Raw genomic sequence first — 15195 nt, 5'->3', positions numbered from 1 at the left:
GGCCGTGCTGACCGGGAACCGGGTCGGCGGTCGCGGTACTGCGCCGCAGAACAGGCAGGTAGCCTTGCCTGCGTGCCCCGTCTGTCAGAAGTCATCGCCGCGCTGGAGAACCTGTGGCCGGCCGAGCGGGCCGAGTCCTGGGACGCGGTCGGCACGGTCGTGGGCGACCCCGAACAGGAGGTCTCCCGCGTCCTGTTCGCCGTGGACCCGGTCCAGGGGATCGTCGACGAGGCGGTGAAGCTGGGCGCCGACCTGCTGGTCACCCACCACCCCCTGTATCTGCGGGGCACGACCACGGTCGCCGCCTCCACCGTCAAGGGCCGCGTCGTGCACACGCTGATCAAGCACGACATCGCGCTGCACGTCGCCCACACCAACGCCGACTCCGCCGACCCGGGCGTCTCCGACGCGCTCGCCGGCGCGCTGGACCTGCGGGTCACCGGGCCCCTCGTGCCGGACCCGGGCGACCCGGCCGGCCGCCGCGGCCTGGGCCGGATCTGCGCCCTGGACCACCCGCTGACCGTCCGTGAACTGGCCGCCCGCGCCGCCGAGCGGCTGCCCGCCACCGCGCAGGGCATCCGGGTCGCCGGCGACCCCGACGCGGTCGTCCGCACGGTCGCCGTCAGCGGCGGCTCCGGCGACAGCCTCTTCGACCAGGTACGGGCGGCCGGCGTCGACGCCTTCCTCACCGCGGACCTGCGCCACCACCCGGTCTCCGAGTTCGTCGCCGGCCGCGCCCCCACGACCGCCCCCGCCCCCCTCACCTCCCTCCCTCCCCTCGCCCTGCTCGACGCCGCGCACTGGGCCACCGAATGGCCCTGGTGCGAGCTGGCCGCGACACAGCTCGACGAGATCTCCGACCGGCACGGATGGGACCTGCGCGTCCACGTCTCCAAGACGGTCACCGACCCCTGGACCGCCCACGCGGCGTCCTTCGAACCCACAGCAGGAGCCCCCAACTGAACGCCGCGCCCGCCGACCAGATCCGTCTCCTCGACGTCCAGGACCTCGACGCCCGCCTCCAGCAGCTTGAGTACAAGCGTGAGTCACTGCCCGAGCACGCCGAGCTGGAGTCGCTGGGCAAGGACGCCGCTCAGCTCCGCGACCTGCTCGTGGCCGCGCAGACCGAGGAGAGCGACTGCGCCCGCGAGCAGACCAAGGCCGAGCGGGACGTGGACCAGGTGCGCCAGCGCGCCGCCCGTGACCAGCAGCGCCTGGACTCCGGTGCCGTCACCTCGTCCAAGGACCTGGAGAACCTCCAGCGCGAGATCGTCTCCCTCGCCAAGCGCCAGGGTGACCTGGAGGACGTCGTCCTGGAGGTCATGGAGCGCCGGGAGTCCGCGCAGGAGCGGGTCGCCGAGCTGACCGAGCGGGTCTCCTCGGTGCAGGCGAAGATCGACGACGCGACCGGCCGCCGGGACGCCGCGTTCGAGGAGATCGACACCGAGGCGGCCTCGGCGACCAAGCAGCGCGAGGTCGTGGCCGGCTCGGTCCCCGCGGACCTGCTGGGGCTCTACGACAAGCTGCGCGGGCAGCAGGGCGGCGTCGGCGCGGCCAAGCTGTACCAGCGCACCTGCCAGGGCTGCCGCCAGGAACTGGCGATCACCGACATCAACGAGATCCGCGCGGCGGCGCCGGACACGGTGGTGCGGTGCGAGAACTGCCGCCGCATCCTGGTGCGCACCGCCGACTCCGGCCTGTAGGGGCGCGGGCGGTGCGGGAGTTCGTGGTCGAGGCCGACGGCGGGTCGCGGGGCAACCCGGGGCCCGCGGGCTACGGAGCGGTGGTGCTGGACCCGGCCACGGGGGAGACCCTCGCCGAGGCCGCCGAGTACCTCGGTGTGGTCACCAACAACGTCGCCGAGTACCGGGGCCTGCTGGCCGGCCTGCGGGCCGCGCACGCCCTGGACCCGCGGGCGTCGGTCCACGTCCGGATGGACTCCAAGCTCGTCGTGGAGCAGATGTCGGGCCGCTGGAAGATCAAGCACCCCGACATGAAGCCGCTGGCGGCCGAGGCGGGGCGGGTCTTCCCGCCGGGCCGGGTGACCTACGAGTGGATCCCGCGCGCCGAGAACAAGCACGCCGACCGGCTCGCCAACGAGGCGATGGACGCGGGCGCGCGCGGCGAGCGGTGGTCGGCGTCGGCGTCGACGGCGGAACTGGACGCGGGGGGCGCACGGCGGACCGGGGGAGCGGTGGGTGCTCCGGCCGCCGGGGAGCGCGCGCAGGCGCACAGGGAGCCCGGTGGCACCGCACCCGACTCCGACACGCGGGCCGCGACGACCGTGGCCGCCCCCGGCTGGGGCCCGCCCGACATGAGCGCCCCCGCCACCTTCGTACTGCTGCGGCACGGGGAGACGCCCCTGACGCCGCAGAAGCGGTTCTCGGGCAGTGGCGGCGGCGACCCCGCGCTGTCGGCGGTCGGCCGGGACCAGGCCGAGCGGGTCGCCGAGAGCCTCGCCCGACGCGCCACCGGCCAGGCGTTCGGGCCGATCCAGGGAAGCCAGGGAAGCCAGGGAACTCAGGGAACTCAGGGGATTGAGGCGATCGTGGCCTCGCCCCTCGCCCGCACCCGGGAGACCGCCCGGATCGTCGCCGCCCGCCTCGGCCTGGACGTCACCGTGGACGAGGGTCTGCGCGAGACCGACTTCGGGGCCTGGGAGGGTCTCACCTTCGGCGAGGTCCGCGAGCGGTACCCGCAGGACCTGGACGCCTGGCTCGCCTCCCCCGACGCCGAACCCACCGGCGGCGGCGAGAGCTTCGCGGCGACCGGCGCCAGGATCGCCGCCACCCGCGACAGGCTGGTCACGGCCTACGCCGGCCGCACCGTCCTGCTGGTCTCGCACGTCACGCCGATCAAGACCTTCGTCCAGCTCGCCCTCGGCGCCCCGCCCGAGTCGCTGTTCCGCATGGAGCTGTCGGCGGCCTCGCTCTCCGCGGTGGCGTACTACGCCGACGGCGGCGCCAGCGTCAGACTCTTCAACGAGACGTCGCACCTGCGCTGAGCGCGGCGGCCGCACGGGCCAGCGCCGCCACCCGGCCCCAGTCCCGGGCGTCGACCGCGTCCTTCGGCAGCATCCAACTGCCGCCCACGCAACCGACGTTGGGCAGCGCGAGGTACTCCGGCGCCGAGGCCGCGCCGATACCGCCGGTCGGGCAGAAACGGGCCTGCGGCAGCGGCGAGGCGAGCGCCTTGAGATACGCGGTGCCGCCCGCGGCCTCGGCCGGGAAGAACTTCATCTCCCGCACCCCGCGCTCCAGCAGCGCCACCACCTCCGAGGTGGTCGACACCCCCGGCAGGAACGGCACCCCGGACGCCCGCATCGCCGCCAGCAGTACGTCCGTCCACCCCGGGCTGACCAGGAACCGCGCCCCGGCCGCCACGACCTCCGCCACCTGCGCCGGCGTCAGCAGGGTCCCCGCGCCCACCACGGCCCCCGGCACCTCGGCCGCGATCGCCCGGATCGCGTCGAGCGCGGCGGGCGTACGCAGCGTGACCTCGATCGCGGGCAGCCCGCCCGCGACCAGCGCCCGTGCGAGCGGTACGGCGTCGGCGGCGTCCTCGATCACCACGACGGGCACGACGGGCGCGAGGTCCAGCACGGAGGCCGGGGCGGGGACGGAGGCGGAGGCGGGCAGCGCAGAGGTCATGGCCACATCGTGCCCGCGAGAAGCACCATGCGCAAAGCCCGTTGCGCTAGCTGCAACGCACTGTCCGTCCGGTCAGTGAACGGCGCTCACCAGCACGTCCAGCGACCACGGCCGCCCGGCCTTCGCGGGCGCCTCGGCCTCCACCTCGTGACCGAGGTCCCGCAACGCCTCCACCAGCGCGGCGGGACCGGCGGGCGAGACCCCTTCCGCCAGCAGACTCCGTACGATCCGCCCCTTCGTCGCCTTGTTGAAGTGGCTGACCACCTTGCGGGTCGGCGCGTGCAGCACCCGTACCGTCGCCGTGCGCGCCGCCACCTCGCCCTTGGGCTTCCAGGCCGCCGCGTACGCCGCCGACCGCAGGTCCAGCACCAGCCCGTCCCCGGCCGCCTCCGGCAGCACCTCGGCCATCGGCGCCCGCCAGTGCCCGGCCAGCGCCCCGAGGCCGGGCAGCCTCACCCCCATCGAGCAGCGGTACGACGGAATCCGGTCCGTCACCCGGACCGCACCCCACAACCCGGAGAAGACCAGCAGCTCACGGCCGGCCCGCCGCTTGGCGTCCGCGCCGAGCGAACCGAGGTCCAGGGCGTCGTACAGCACACCGGTGTAGATCTCCCCGGCCGGCCGCGCCCCCGACGTACGCAGCCCGGCGTTCTTGGCCACCTCGCCTCGCAGCCCCTCACTCAGCCCGAGCACCTCACGCGCCTTCTCCTCGTCCCCGGCACACAACTCGACCAGCTCGTCGAGCACGGCGGCACGAGCGCCGGCCAGCCCCGGCAACGACAAGGACTCCGGCTTCAAGGGGACCCCGGCCCCGGACGACGCCTTCCCCTCGGACGGCGGCAACAGGACAAGCACGCGTACTCCTCGAATTCGGTTCGGCCCCCGGACAGGGTACGGCGGTCCGTCCGACACCCCCGGCCCGCACTCGTGGGCCACGATCCCCCTTTACCTTCTGGTCGACTTCCTCTGATCCCGGTCCGGCCCGCTGGCGAGGGCCCGAGGCGGAGCGCGCGCCCGGTAGCATGGTCGACACGGCAGACGAGCCGGGCGGGCGGCCGCGTGGAGTCCCTCACGGGACTTCCCGAGGAACGTCCGGGCTCCACAGGGCAGGGTGATGGCTAACGGCCACCCGGGGTGACCCGCGGGACAGTGCCACAGAAAACAGACCGCCGGGGACCTCGGTCCCCGGTAAGGGTGAAACGGTGGTGTAAGAGACCACCAGTGCCCAGGGCGACCTGGGCAGCTAGGTAAACCCCACCCGGAGCAAGGTCAAAAGGAAGGACCCGTAGGGATACGGGGCGCTTCTGCGCGGACGTTCGAGGGCTGCCCGCCCGAGTCCGCGGGTAGACCGCTGGAGGCCGGCGGCAACGCCGGTCGTAGATGGATGGCCGTCGCCCCGGGGCCCGCGAGGACCCCGGGGAACAGAACCCGGCGTACAGCCCGACTCGTCTGCCCTTAGGCCCGTGACCTTCGATACCGCAGGTCAGGGGCCTTTCTCCGCGGAATCGTAAGTGTCGCCTCACCCCTGTTCGTACCGGTTCAAACCGGACCTCACCGCTACGAAGGTAGCCATGAAGGTAGCCACGCTGGGCGGCTTGGCATGGGAATCGGCTGGGCCGGGGGGGCCTTCCACGCCATGTGTCTACACCTCGGTGTCTCCCATTGCGGTCTCGGGGGCGGTGGAACTCTGTTCGTCAAGCCAGGCTCGAATGCCACCAGGGTTCTGCGCGGGCACGCTCCTCGATCTTGCTCAGGAGTCGCTGAGGTTCCTCGGCCATGAAACGCAGATCCAGGTCCGCGCCGGCGACTTGGATCGTTCCTGCCGCTACGTTTATGAAGCGCATGGGAGAAGCCGGGAACGTGGGCTTGGTGCCTGCCTGCCACTCCTCGGCGGTGGGGCGAGGCAGGCTGACGATCCACTCGTCAAGGCGCTGGTCGAAATGCTCACTTCCGTTACGGACTTCGCGGGCCTTCAGCGGGGACGAGTCCTTCACCTCAAGGATCTTTCGTAGAAACGGACCTCGCTTCGTCCGCCACTCCAAGCCCCTGTCGGTCCCGTTCGGAACCTTCCCAGGGGTGGGCCACAGAGTTCGGGAAACCTTTCAGAGGAAGGAGAGGAAGTCCTCGAAGCAGACCCAGGCGGCTGGCGGGACCGGAGTGTTCTGCGCGTAGGCGATCAGGGCAGTCAGGGCGGCCAGAGCGTAGCGAGTGTCGCGGGCCAGCCACATCAGATACACCCGCTGGGCCCATGGGTCATCGGATATGTCGTTGCTCACGGGCGTCATTGTGCCGTCGGTGGTCTACCGGGTAGGAGCAGATTTCAGCGGTATGGCATGGGCCGCTACTCTCCCGCCGAGTTATCGGGGCGTCGTAGGCTTCCGATGTCTGCCGCTCCCGGGGCCGAGCTTCGGTGTTGCCCCAGGGACAGAGGGAGGGGCAGCCTCAGTGTGGGGAAAGAGGAGGAGTCTTGCTTCCGCGAGGTTCGCCGCGAAGCCGTGCGGCTCCCACAGATGGCCGTTCCACCGCTGGATCGCGCGGGGAGCATCGGGGTTCAGATGCGATGCCCTCGGACCGTCGCCGGTCACGAGGGGCACGGCACGGAGCTGCCCGATCCTCGCGTCCCGGCGCTCGGCCCACTCTGCGAGCGGTTCGTCGTCCATGGCCGGAGCGTAGTAGGTCACGTGATCCGGTGTTCCCACCGCAGGGAAGGGGCTTGGTCGACCCAGTACAGGTGGGACGCGGGCGTCACGCGGAGCCGTACGGAGTCGATCTCCGGCGCCCCGGCGTTCCGCCAGGCGACGAGGGAACGTTCCACGTCGTCCCACAGGGCCACTGGGCCGCCTTGGCGGACGGTCCAGTTCTCGCCGTCGACGAGGAACTCGGCGAACGACTCCCTCTCCGGATCGAACAGGTACCGCAAGGGCGAACCGTCTCCGCCCGTCGCGCGGACGAACTGAGCGCCGGGCGCCGCCAACTGTGTGAGGAAGGCGGGCATCCACTCCTCCAGGACAAGAGGAGACACCTGAGTGTGCCGCTCACTGTCCGCGTACGCGGTCCGGGCGGAGAGGTCGCCAGCCACGGGGGCCGCTGCCTGGGCCCGCGCCTGCATGAAGGAGGAGCGCCCGACGATCGAGCCCTCGGCGGTGCCGTCATCGCCGACGGTCAGTTTCCCGAGGCCGGTTCCCCACGGCCACGAGCCGACCGTACCGAGGACGACGCCTCCGGGTCTAGTCTGCTTGATCCACGTGTACGGGATGCGGCGGACCGCGCAGGTGGCGATGACACGATCGTACGGTGCCCGGTACGGGTGGCCGAGGATCCCGTCGCCCGTCACCGTCCACGTCGAGAAGCCGGCGGCTTCGAGAGCGGCATCGGCGCGTGCCGCCACTTGTGCGTCGACCTCGACCGTGGTGACGTTGTCCTCGCCGAGGCAATGGCACATCAGGGCAGTGGAGTAGCCGGTGCCCGTGCCGATCTCCAGGACTCGGTGGCCCGGCGCGAGGTCCAGGGTCTCGATCATGCCGACGACGGTGGCCGGGTCGGTCGAGGAGGACGTGGGCACACCCACGACGGGTTCGTCGGCCTGGTCGGCAGTGAGGTGGCCGTCGAGCTGGGTGGTGAGGGTGTCGACGCTGTATGCGATCTTCAGCCACTCATCCGGGTCCGTGTCGGCGGCGGTGACGGGCCGCCAGGTCCGCTCCTCGTCCAGGAAGACTCCCGGGCGGAGGAACCGCTCACGGGGGACGACCTCGACGGACGCACGCAGCCAGGGGGATTTCAGTACACCTTCGCTCATGAGCACGGTCGCCATGCGGCGTCGCTCGGATGCCGGGTCGGTCATCGGCGGTCTCCTTGTGCGAGTAGGTCGGCGAAGGCAGCGGACATCGGGAGGCCGGTCTCGGTCTCGAGCCATCCCCACTGTCCGTTGGGATTCAGTTCCAGCCACCAGTAGTCCCCCACGCGGTCGACCGCGAGGTCGAAGCTCCCCGATACCAGATCCAGTCGGTTCAGGTAGGCATGCAGGCCCTTGGCCACCCGGTCGGGAAGGTGCTCCACGGTGTAGGTCAGGGCGCTGTAGTCCTTGCGCCAGTCCAGGAGGTCGGAGTCGATGCGTACGGCGAATGTATGCCGACCGGCGATCAGCACGCGGACATCGGCGACCTTGTCCACACGAGCCTGGAACAAGTGGGGGGTGACCCGGACGCTGTCGTCGATCTCGGCGGCGGTGACCGGGTCCGCCCAGCCGGTCACCGGTACGTTGTCGCGCGTATAGGGGGTCCATCGCAGCGTCTTGGAGATCGCCTGTCCCTGAGCGTGGACGAACTCGCGGGCCTCGTCCGGGTCGTTGGTGACAAGGGTGGGCGGGATGGTGAAGCCGAGTTGCTGGGCGAGAACGAGCTGAGCGGGTTTGTAGTCGGCTGCGGCAATGCGCAGGGGGTGGTTGACCCAGAGCGGGCCACCCAAGGCGTAGAGGGTGCCACCGAGTCCGTAGCGCACCTGCGCCGCCGCGAATCGTGAGTCGTCAGCGGACAGGTGGGGGAACGCAGGCCATTCCGGGCGGCGCCAGTACACCGATCGGACTTGAGCCACATCAGCGGTTCTCGACGGGGTGCGCACCTGCCCGACCACAGGGGCCGGGCAGGTGCCGAACCGAGCCGAGATCATGAGGTCCTCACCGATGTCGGCGGGATTGAACCGGACCACCGGCACATTGCGCCGGTTGAGTTCGGTGATCACCATGTCGGCGGTGATGTCGTCCGCCTCGGTGACCACCAGAACCGGCCTCTCCTCGGTCATGGCATCAGTCCTGATTGCTGTCCTGGTCGTGGCCCTGGTCGTTCTTGGAGTCCGAGTTCGTCGTCGTGGAGGTCTCGGTCCCGGAGCTGGTGCCGTGCTTGCCCATGTCGACCACCTGCCCGACGCGGTCGCGGAACACCCCGAGCTGCGTCGTGGGGTCGATGGCGACCGTGGCGTGGGGTCGATGGATGACCGTCGGGTAGGGCGCGAGTCGGCTCGCGCCCCACGGCCGCGTGGGGGAAGGGAGTGTGACAGAGGTGGTCATGAGGCTCCTTGGGTTGAAGGGTGTGGTGCAGGAAACCGCCTGCGCCAGAGGGCACGGACGGCGATCTGTGGGCGGCGCCTCAGGGGCGAGCGGCCTGGATGTTGTCGGCCGCGGTCGTCCACTCGACTCCGGACGCAGGTCGGATGTGCGCAATGCGGACCGTGCCGTGGCTGTGGAGCTCGTGTGTGACGGCGACGAGCACGCCCTCCCCACGCGAGGCGATGTCACGGACACGGGTGTCCAGGAGCGGGTGGTGCTCGTAGCCGTCGGAACCGACCGGGTTCACTCCTCCGGCTCCTGCCGGGCCTCGGCGCGGCGCATGAATCTCTCCCACCCGCCGGCCGCCCGTACCCGCAGAGCCCGGCTCGGCGCACCCGGCCGGGGCTCCGGCGGCGTGTACGTACGGCCACTGGCGGCAGGGTTCCTGCGGGGCAGTCCGGAGGTCGTCACGCGGTCGCTCCTCTCTGTGGGGAGTCGCCCGGAGTGCCCTTCGGCCTCCGAGCGGTGTGTCACCAGTGAACGGCGATCCGTTACCTTCTCCCAGAGCGAAGCTCGCGCAGTACCCGGGCGTTTTCCAAGCGTTGGCGCATGGCGGCATGAGCGCGTGAAAGGGTTCTCGTGAGGGGAGACCTATGACGTCGAGACGGAAGCACTTTGCGGAACGGCGTGCGGCCCGGGGTTACTCTCAGGAGGAATTCGCAGAAGCGCTCTCGGTGGCCGCGTCCACCGTGGTCCGTTGGGAAAGTGGTCGCGCCGCCCCGCGCCCCCACCAACGGCCGAAGATCGCAAAGCTGTTGGGAGTGACCCTCCCCGAGCTGGAGGCCCTTCTCTCCGAAGAACAGCAGGCCGAGGCAGCCAGGCTCCCCGCTGCTCCACCCCTCCTCCATGGTGATGATGACGACATGAAGCGCCGCGAAGTCCTGGGTCTGCTCACCGTCACGGGTGCGCTGGTCGCTCTTCCCGATTCCGGCGAGGCCGCCCGCGGGCGGGCTGCATCGACGCTCCTGGAGACGGGGGACGTCTTACATCGCAGCCTCTGGCAGGTCTACGCGCTGTCGGACTCGAAGCAGGTCGTCTTCCCCGCGGTGCGCACACAGCTCGATGCGATGGCGAAGGGGCTGACCGAGACCCGTATCGCTGTGGATCGGTCCCGACTGTGTCGGATGACGGCTGACCTCTACCAGCTCGTCGGTGAGCTGTTCTTCGACGCCAACCGGTACACCGACGCCGCGCACTGCTACACACTGGCCGCCAACGCGGCCCACGCCGGTGGTGACCACGACCTGTGGGCTTGTGCCATGACCCGCCACGCGTACGTCGAGCTGTACGCGCGCCGCGCACACGCTGCCCAACCCCTGCTCACGGCGGCTTTCCGCATCGCCCGGAGTGGCGACGACACTCTCTCCACCCGTCACTGGGTCGCGGCCGTTCAGGCGCAGGCGTACGCGGCCGTAGGCGATCTCGATGCGTGCAACCGGGCTCTGGACGAAGCTGAGAAAGTGCACGCCCTCGACGGCGTTCACTCGCACAACGGTGGCTGGCTCCGCTTCGACGGCTCCCGCCTGGCAGAGGAGAGAGGGGCCTGCTACCTCCAACTCGGCCGCCCCGATCTCGCAGAGGAAGCGCTCACCGCAGCCCTTGCCCAGCCTCTGTCCCTGCGTCGCCGCGCTGCTGTTCTGAGCGACCTCGCCGTGCTCGGGGCGCACAGGCGGGACATCGACCAGGTCGTGCACTACGCGGAGCAATCACTCGGACTGGCCGACCGGTCGAATTCGGGATTCATCGGCAAGAAGCTGGACGGGCTTCGGGGACGTCTTGCCCCGCTCATGTCCGATGATCGAGTCTCGACTCTTGATCACCGAATCGCGGCGCTTACGCGCACCGCATGACGAGAGGGACACGCGCATGAACGACGGCCGGATCTTCCGCGAGGCGTGGATCGACGGTGTGAACAAGCACTATCCCGGCGAGCCGAAGCCCGGCTACGTCACGCCGTGGGACGAGACGCCGGAGTGGGAGCGCCAAGCCGCCGCCGCTGTGTACGGGCAGGTGCGCGACTTCATCCAGGTCAGCGACGGGCATGCGGCCCGGCTCACCCGTGAGCAGAAGGGCCGATTCGTCGCGATCTGCTGGACCGCCCAGATGTTCAAGCACTTCGAGGACCCCAAGCCCGGATACGTCGCGGACTGGGCCGACCTGCCGACCTGGCAGCAGGAGACGGACACGGACATCTTCGAACGCATCGAGCGGACCGTCTGACCTCGGGAGCGACGACGTCTCCGTCCGGGGCCGATCCGGACGGGGACGTCTTGTTATCGGCGGAAAGTCCCTCGGACAGCGCCGGAAGTCCCTGAGAAGTCCCCGGAGCGGAGGGGCGGGCGAGGCCTCTGGGCTGGGCGTTCGCGGCAGATCTCGGAGCATGCCGAGCAAGGCCGGGTCCTCGCGGATCGGGAGCCCACCACCTACCCCAGCAGCCCAGCGGACGCCCGGCGGTCTCGACCACGGTCAGCCCCTGCCACACGCTGGGGGGACCGGCGTCACCTGTCCGTTGACGGCTGTCCGGTCCATTCGCGGTCGAGGATCGAGTGAACAACGGAGTCTCGCCACACGCTGGCCTTCATCACGTGCTCTGGGATCGTCCCCTCCTCGATCCGTACCCGATGGAGTCGGAGGTCTTCGAAAGCGAGGCTGAGTAGTAGCCGTACAGTTTCTGTGCCGTAGCCCCCCCATGTCCCCGGGTGTAGAGCGAACCCTATGGTGGCCCCGCGTTGCTGGTGGGGGTCAAGGGCCAGCCGGCCGAAGCCGACGAGGTCGGCTGTGGTCTGATCCACGACCGCCAGGCCGTACTCAGTGCGGGGTGACGCTGTGGCTGCGGCGATGGAGCGCGTCACGATCCCTTCGACCTGTTGCAGAGTGCGCGGCTCGAACGAGAGGTGTTCTGTTGCCACTTGGCTGCCGTAGACGGCGTAGACCGCCTCCACATCGGTGAGCAGCAGTTCGCGCAGGAAAAGGTGTGAATCGGAGCGTTGAACCGGGTGCATGGGGAGGGACCCTACCCACGGGGCAGCGCTGGCCGACTCGCCGGGAAAGCCTCGATCTCCGCGCGGAGGTTGCGGGCGGCGACTGCATCCTGGGCGCGACCAGCCACCAGGGCCCGCCGGACGCGCCGTGCGCTCATGACGCGGTCTCTCCGGTCCGCCGCCCGCTGGTTCAGGTCTCGCACGGTTGCCTCGTCACCCATGGCAGCAGCGGCGCGAGCCTGCAAGCCGAGCAGCCAGAGGCCGACGGTGCCGCGAAGCTGAGCCGCCGTCTCGGCGCCCTGGCGGGCGTAGTGGTGGGCGTCCTCTGGCCTTTCTGCCCAGTAGGCGATGAGCGACTTGAGGCCGTCGGTGAGAGCAATGAGTCCTGGGTGTTCAGCATCCCGGGCACACGCCGCAGCGACTCGGGTCATCGTCATGGCCTGGTGCGGCACTTGGAGATCGTTGAACCCCTTCGCCACCAGGAAGGAGAGCACCGCGCCCTTGACGTTGAGGTCCCGCATTCGATCGTCCGCAGCGCGGGCGCGGGCGGTGTGGGTTCGACGCGGAGATTGCTCGCCGCTCTCACGTACTGAGGGAGGAATTCCTCAGCGCTTCGGATTCCTCGCCGCTCCAGCAGGAGCCTGAAGAACAACACGGCTGCTTCTCCTCAGTGCTACGAGGGTAAGCCGCCGACCTGCTCACGGTGCCCTCTGGAGGCAGCACTTACCGAGACCGGCGTAACTCCGGCGTAACTCAGGCGTCAAGCCGTCGATTCAGGCATCCGGACCGGCGCCGGGTCTACGCCCCTCTGGTGGGCCCGGGCGCCGACACCGCATCGCCCCATCCGGAAACCTCGGCGCGCGGGCGCCGAGAACGCGCTGATCACCAAGACCGACGAGACCGGGGTGGACATCATCCAGATCGAGCAGGCCGACATCCAGCCGGGGATGAACGTCCTGGAGATCGGTTCCGGCGGGGTGAATGCCGCTTACCTCGCTGGTGGGCGAGCACGGCCGCGTCGTCACGGTGGACATCGGCCCCGACGTCACCCAGCGTGCGGAAATACCGGAACGTGTCACACCACAGCCCCGGCCGAGGCGCTGTGCCGACGGCAGCAACGGCTTTACCAGGTCCCACCGAACCGTTCCCTAGGCCCTGCCGTTGAGGTGGGTAGACCCATCCGATCCCTAGTCGAGGAGAGACATGCCACCCACGGACCCCCCTGCTGGCAACAGCGTCATGGCGGATCTACTGAAGGACCAACAGGCCGTACTGAGCAAAAAAACGTGGCAAACAGCGTGGGCAGCCAGGCAAGAACAAGCTCACAAAACTCAGCAGGAGTACAACAACGCGCCTCATGAGGACCACCGTGCACAGGGCTCACCGATGACGAAACATGTGAGCGCCGGGGCGTTTCCCAAGAAGCCTTCGTCACGCCGGTAACGAGGAGGATGGGGAATCGCCGCGCGACGCGAGCCAGCGGCCAACCGCATTCGGCAGATACCGGGCTGATACCTGATGCGACTGCCTATTCGAGCCCGCTCCGGGGAAAAACCTCCGGAGCGGGCTCCCCCGCCGAGGTCTCCGACGACCCTGCCCGTCAGGTCGCCCAGCACCTCGGCGCCGGGGCCGCGGTCCTGACTCCAATCCAGTGGAAGATGTCGGGCACGGCGCGGTCCTGCTCGGCACGGGTGCGGCCGTAGTGGTGCCAGAGGTCTGTGGTGACCGAGGCCGCGTCTGCCGGATGAGGGGCCGGCGGGTCGGTGTGCGGGCGGCCTTCGGGGCGTACGCGCAGCTCCGCCCAGACCGTTTTGCCGGGGGCGGTCGGGCGAGGGGTGACGCCCCACTCGTCCGCGAGGGCGGCGACGTGAAAGAGGCCGCGGCCGGACTCGGACGCGGCATCGGGGGCCGCCGGAGCGCTGGAAGGGGGTCGCTGCTCGCCGCGGGTGTCGGTCACCTCGACGCGCAGCACGCCCTCGGTCAACGTGAGTCGCACGTGGAAGTCGCGGCCGGGGACGTGGCCGTGCTGTACGGCGTTGGCGGTCAGTTCCGCCGTGATGAGGGTGAGCGTCTCGTTGACCGGGGTCGGGTACGGGTGGCCCCAGTCGTTCAGGCGGTGCGAGACGAGTCGGCGGGCGAGGCGGGCACCGCGCGGTGTCGAGGTGAAGCGCATGGTGAACTCGCGCTCACGTGCCGGGTGGGGTGACATCTGCCCGTTCGGGGGAGTTGCTGACTTCATGCGGTAAACGGTCGCGGACACTGCGTAGCGTTGAACAGGAGTGACTGGCTGACGGGTGCGGGGTGTACACGTCGGTGGTGCGCCTGTACGTGGTGTCGGGCGTGACCGGTTTCCGGGCCCCGCGTTGGGCGGGTGGTGCTCGGTGACCGCGATGGTCGTACGGGAGGAGACGCGGCATGGACGACGAGGTTCAGCAGCCGGAGTACGAGTTCGGGACGGGCATTCTGTGCGTGTTCGGGCGCCAGTTGAAGCTGTTCCGGGAGCGGGCGGGGATGGACCGGGCGAGGCTCGGGTCACTGACCGGGTACTCGGCCTCCACCATCGCGTCGTTCGAGCAGGGCAGGCGTATCCCGCCACCGAAGTTCATCGACCGGGCCGATGAGGTACTGGACGCCGGTGGCGTGTTGAGCGCGGGTAAGGAGGAGGTGGCTCGGGCTCAGTATCCGGCGTTCTTTCGGGATGCGGCCCGGTTGGAGGCCAAGGCGGCAGCCCTTCATGTTTACGCCACCAAGGCCGTACCAGGGCTCTTGCAGACGGAAGAGTACGCACGAGCGGTGTTCTCCATGTGGCGGCCGCTGCTGGACGAGGGGACCATCAATCAACGGGTCGCGGCTCGCCTGGCACGCCAGGAGGTCTTCTCCCGGCCGCTGTCACCCACCATCAGCTTCGTCATCGAGGAGTTCGTCCTGCGGCGACCGCTCGGTGGACGGACCGTGATGCAGGGCCAGTTGGAGCAGACGCTGTTGCACGGGCACCGGCGCAACGTGGAGATCCAGGTGATGCCGATCGAACGGGACGAGCACGCCGGGTTGGAAGGTCCCTTCACCTTGATCGAGACACACGAAGGGCAGAGGATCGCCTACGTGGAGGCGTACAAGGACAGCCGCCTCTACACGGAGCGGAGGCAGGTACGCGAGATCGAGGAGCAGTACGGCATCCTTCGCGCCCAGGCCCTCACTCCGCGCGAGTCGCTGGCCCTCATCGAGAAGTTGCTTGGAGAGAGATGAATGCCCAACAGCTCATAAAGCCGGTACCTGATTCGGCCTGGCGCAAGAGCAGTTACAGCACGGGCTCCGGCGGCGAGTGCGTAGAGGTCGCCCCCCGCCCCGACCGGGTCCACGTCCGCGACTCAAAGGACACCACCCGTGCCACGTTGACCGTAGAGCCCACGGCGTGGACCGCGTTCGTGGAGTTCGCGGCACTCTGACAGGGGCAGGACCCTCG

20 protein-coding genes and 1 other RNA gene are annotated in these 15195 nt (G+C 69.8%); 8 read left to right on the top strand and 13 right to left on the bottom strand.

From position 1 onward, the window contains the following. Positions 1-72: 72 nt before the first annotated feature. The 3 genes from ABEB00_RS05735 to ABEB00_RS05725 are packed head-to-tail and all read left to right on the top strand — an operon-like array spanning position 73 to position 3004. A complete protein-coding gene (locus ABEB00_RS05735) occupies positions 73-963 on the top strand; it encodes a Nif3-like dinuclear metal center hexameric protein (protein WP_345617800.1) in 891 nt (296 codons plus the stop codon). After that, a complete protein-coding gene (locus tag ABEB00_RS05730; protein WP_345617824.1) occupies positions 960-1703 on the top strand; it encodes a zinc ribbon domain-containing protein in 744 nt (247 codons plus the stop codon). The genes ABEB00_RS05735 and ABEB00_RS05730 overlap by 4 nt, the downstream gene beginning before the upstream one ends. An 11-nt stretch (positions 1704-1714) precedes the next feature. Further along, on the top strand, positions 1715-3004 hold the full coding sequence (locus ABEB00_RS05725) for a bifunctional RNase H/acid phosphatase (RefSeq protein WP_345617799.1): 1290 nt from the start codon (positions 1715-1717) through the stop codon (positions 3002-3004). Here the strand turns inward: ABEB00_RS05725 and eda are convergent. Together eda and yaaA are read right to left on the bottom strand one after the other, a co-directional pair. Then, positions 2979-3650, bottom strand: a complete 672-nt coding sequence (eda, locus tag ABEB00_RS05720; protein ID WP_345617798.1) for a bifunctional 4-hydroxy-2-oxoglutarate aldolase/2-dehydro-3-deoxy-phosphogluconate aldolase — start codon at positions 3648-3650, stop codon at positions 2979-2981. The two genes, ABEB00_RS05725 and eda, sit on opposite strands and share 26 nt — an antisense overlap. Positions 3651-3722: 72 nt before the next feature. Further along, positions 3723-4505 (bottom strand): peroxide stress protein YaaA, encoded by a 783-nt coding sequence (gene yaaA / locus ABEB00_RS05715; protein WP_345617797.1) that lies wholly within the window; start codon positions 4503-4505, stop codon positions 3723-3725. Positions 4506-4689: 184 nt separating this feature from the next. On the opposite strand from yaaA, the gene rnpB reads away from it, so the two are divergent. Further along, an RNA gene (gene rnpB / locus ABEB00_RS05710) (RNase P RNA component class A) lies at positions 4690-5102 on the top strand. Positions 5103-5344: 242 nt separating this feature from the next. Here the strand turns inward: rnpB and ABEB00_RS05705 are convergent. From ABEB00_RS05705 to ABEB00_RS05670, 8 genes are all read right to left on the bottom strand, one after another. Then, entirely contained in the window at positions 5345-5644 is a 300-nt protein-coding gene (locus tag ABEB00_RS05705; RefSeq protein ID WP_345617796.1) for a hypothetical protein, read from the bottom strand. A gap of 108 nt (positions 5645-5752) precedes the next feature. Beyond that, on the bottom strand, positions 5753-5926 hold the full coding sequence (locus tag ABEB00_RS05700; RefSeq protein ID WP_345617795.1) for a hypothetical protein: 174 nt from the start codon (positions 5924-5926) through the stop codon (positions 5753-5755). An 81-nt stretch (positions 5927-6007) separates the two neighbouring features. Further along, the gene (locus tag ABEB00_RS05695; protein WP_345617794.1) at positions 6008-6310 is read right to left on the bottom strand and encodes a DUF6087 family protein; all 303 of its coding nucleotides are present in this window, start codon (positions 6308-6310) and stop codon (positions 6008-6010) included. A gap of 17 nt (positions 6311-6327) precedes the next feature. Then, a complete protein-coding gene (gene tgmC, locus ABEB00_RS05690; protein ID WP_345617793.1) occupies positions 6328-7491 on the bottom strand; it encodes an ATP-grasp peptide maturase system methyltransferase in 1164 nt (387 codons plus the stop codon). Beyond that, the gene (tgmB, locus tag ABEB00_RS05685; RefSeq protein WP_345617792.1) at positions 7488-8447 is read right to left on the bottom strand and encodes an ATP-grasp ribosomal peptide maturase; all 960 of its coding nucleotides are present in this window, start codon (positions 8445-8447) and stop codon (positions 7488-7490) included. The genes tgmC and tgmB overlap by 4 nt, the downstream gene beginning before the upstream one ends. Before the next feature lie 4 nt (positions 8448-8451). Continuing rightward, a complete protein-coding gene (tgmA, locus tag ABEB00_RS05680; protein ID WP_345617791.1) occupies positions 8452-8712 on the bottom strand; it encodes a putative ATP-grasp-modified RiPP in 261 nt (86 codons plus the stop codon). 79 nt (positions 8713-8791) lie between these two features. Next, positions 8792-8998, bottom strand: a complete 207-nt coding sequence (locus ABEB00_RS05675) for a hypothetical protein (protein ID WP_121832497.1) — start codon at positions 8996-8998, stop codon at positions 8792-8794. Next, positions 8995-9162, bottom strand: coding sequence for a hypothetical protein (locus tag ABEB00_RS05670; RefSeq protein ID WP_345617790.1), 168 nt, complete (start codon positions 9160-9162; stop codon positions 8995-8997). Before ABEB00_RS05670 ends, ABEB00_RS05675 begins: the two co-directional genes overlap by 4 nt. A 182-nt stretch (positions 9163-9344) precedes the next feature. Here ABEB00_RS05670 and ABEB00_RS05665 point away from each other — a divergent pair, with 182 nt between their 5' ends. After that, positions 9345-10601, top strand: a complete 1257-nt coding sequence (locus ABEB00_RS05665) for a helix-turn-helix domain-containing protein (protein ID WP_345617789.1) — start codon at positions 9345-9347, stop codon at positions 10599-10601. A 16-nt stretch (positions 10602-10617) separates the two neighbouring features. After that, a complete protein-coding gene (locus ABEB00_RS05660; RefSeq protein WP_345617788.1) occupies positions 10618-10971 on the top strand; it encodes a hypothetical protein in 354 nt (117 codons plus the stop codon). A gap of 278 nt (positions 10972-11249) precedes the next feature. Here ABEB00_RS05660 and ABEB00_RS05655 read toward each other — a convergent pair whose 3' ends face one another. The 3 genes from ABEB00_RS05655 to ABEB00_RS05640 all read right to left on the bottom strand — a co-directional run bounded on the left by ABEB00_RS05655 (position 11250) and on the right by ABEB00_RS05640 (position 13941). Beyond that, positions 11250-11753: a GNAT family N-acetyltransferase gene (locus ABEB00_RS05655; RefSeq protein WP_345617787.1), complete on the bottom strand. Its 504-nt coding sequence runs from the start codon at positions 11751-11753 to the stop codon at positions 11250-11252. 11 nt (positions 11754-11764) lie between these two features. After that, positions 11765-12253 (bottom strand): hypothetical protein, encoded by a 489-nt coding sequence (locus tag ABEB00_RS05650; RefSeq protein WP_345617786.1) that lies wholly within the window; start codon positions 12251-12253, stop codon positions 11765-11767. Between the two features lie 1079 nt (positions 12254-13332). Next, positions 13333-13941, bottom strand: a complete 609-nt coding sequence (locus ABEB00_RS05640) for an ATP-binding protein (RefSeq protein WP_345617823.1) — start codon at positions 13939-13941, stop codon at positions 13333-13335. A gap of 206 nt (positions 13942-14147) precedes the next feature. Between ABEB00_RS05640 and ABEB00_RS05635 the strand changes: the two genes are divergently transcribed. Next, positions 14148-14978, top strand: coding sequence for a helix-turn-helix domain-containing protein (locus tag ABEB00_RS05635; protein WP_345617785.1), 831 nt, complete (start codon positions 14148-14150; stop codon positions 14976-14978). Beyond that, on the top strand, positions 14975-15178 hold the full coding sequence (locus ABEB00_RS05630) for a DUF397 domain-containing protein (RefSeq protein WP_345617784.1): 204 nt from the start codon (positions 14975-14977) through the stop codon (positions 15176-15178). The genes ABEB00_RS05635 and ABEB00_RS05630 overlap by 4 nt, the downstream gene beginning before the upstream one ends. Positions 15179-15195 lie beyond the last annotated feature (17 nt).

The sequence above is a fragment of the Streptomyces ziwulingensis genome (assembly GCF_039542605.1).
Lineage (GTDB): Bacteria > Actinomycetota > Actinomycetes > Streptomycetales > Streptomycetaceae > Streptomyces > Streptomyces ziwulingensis.
Note: the sequence above shows the minus strand (reverse complement) of the source record. Positions and strands in the feature narration are given on the sequence as shown.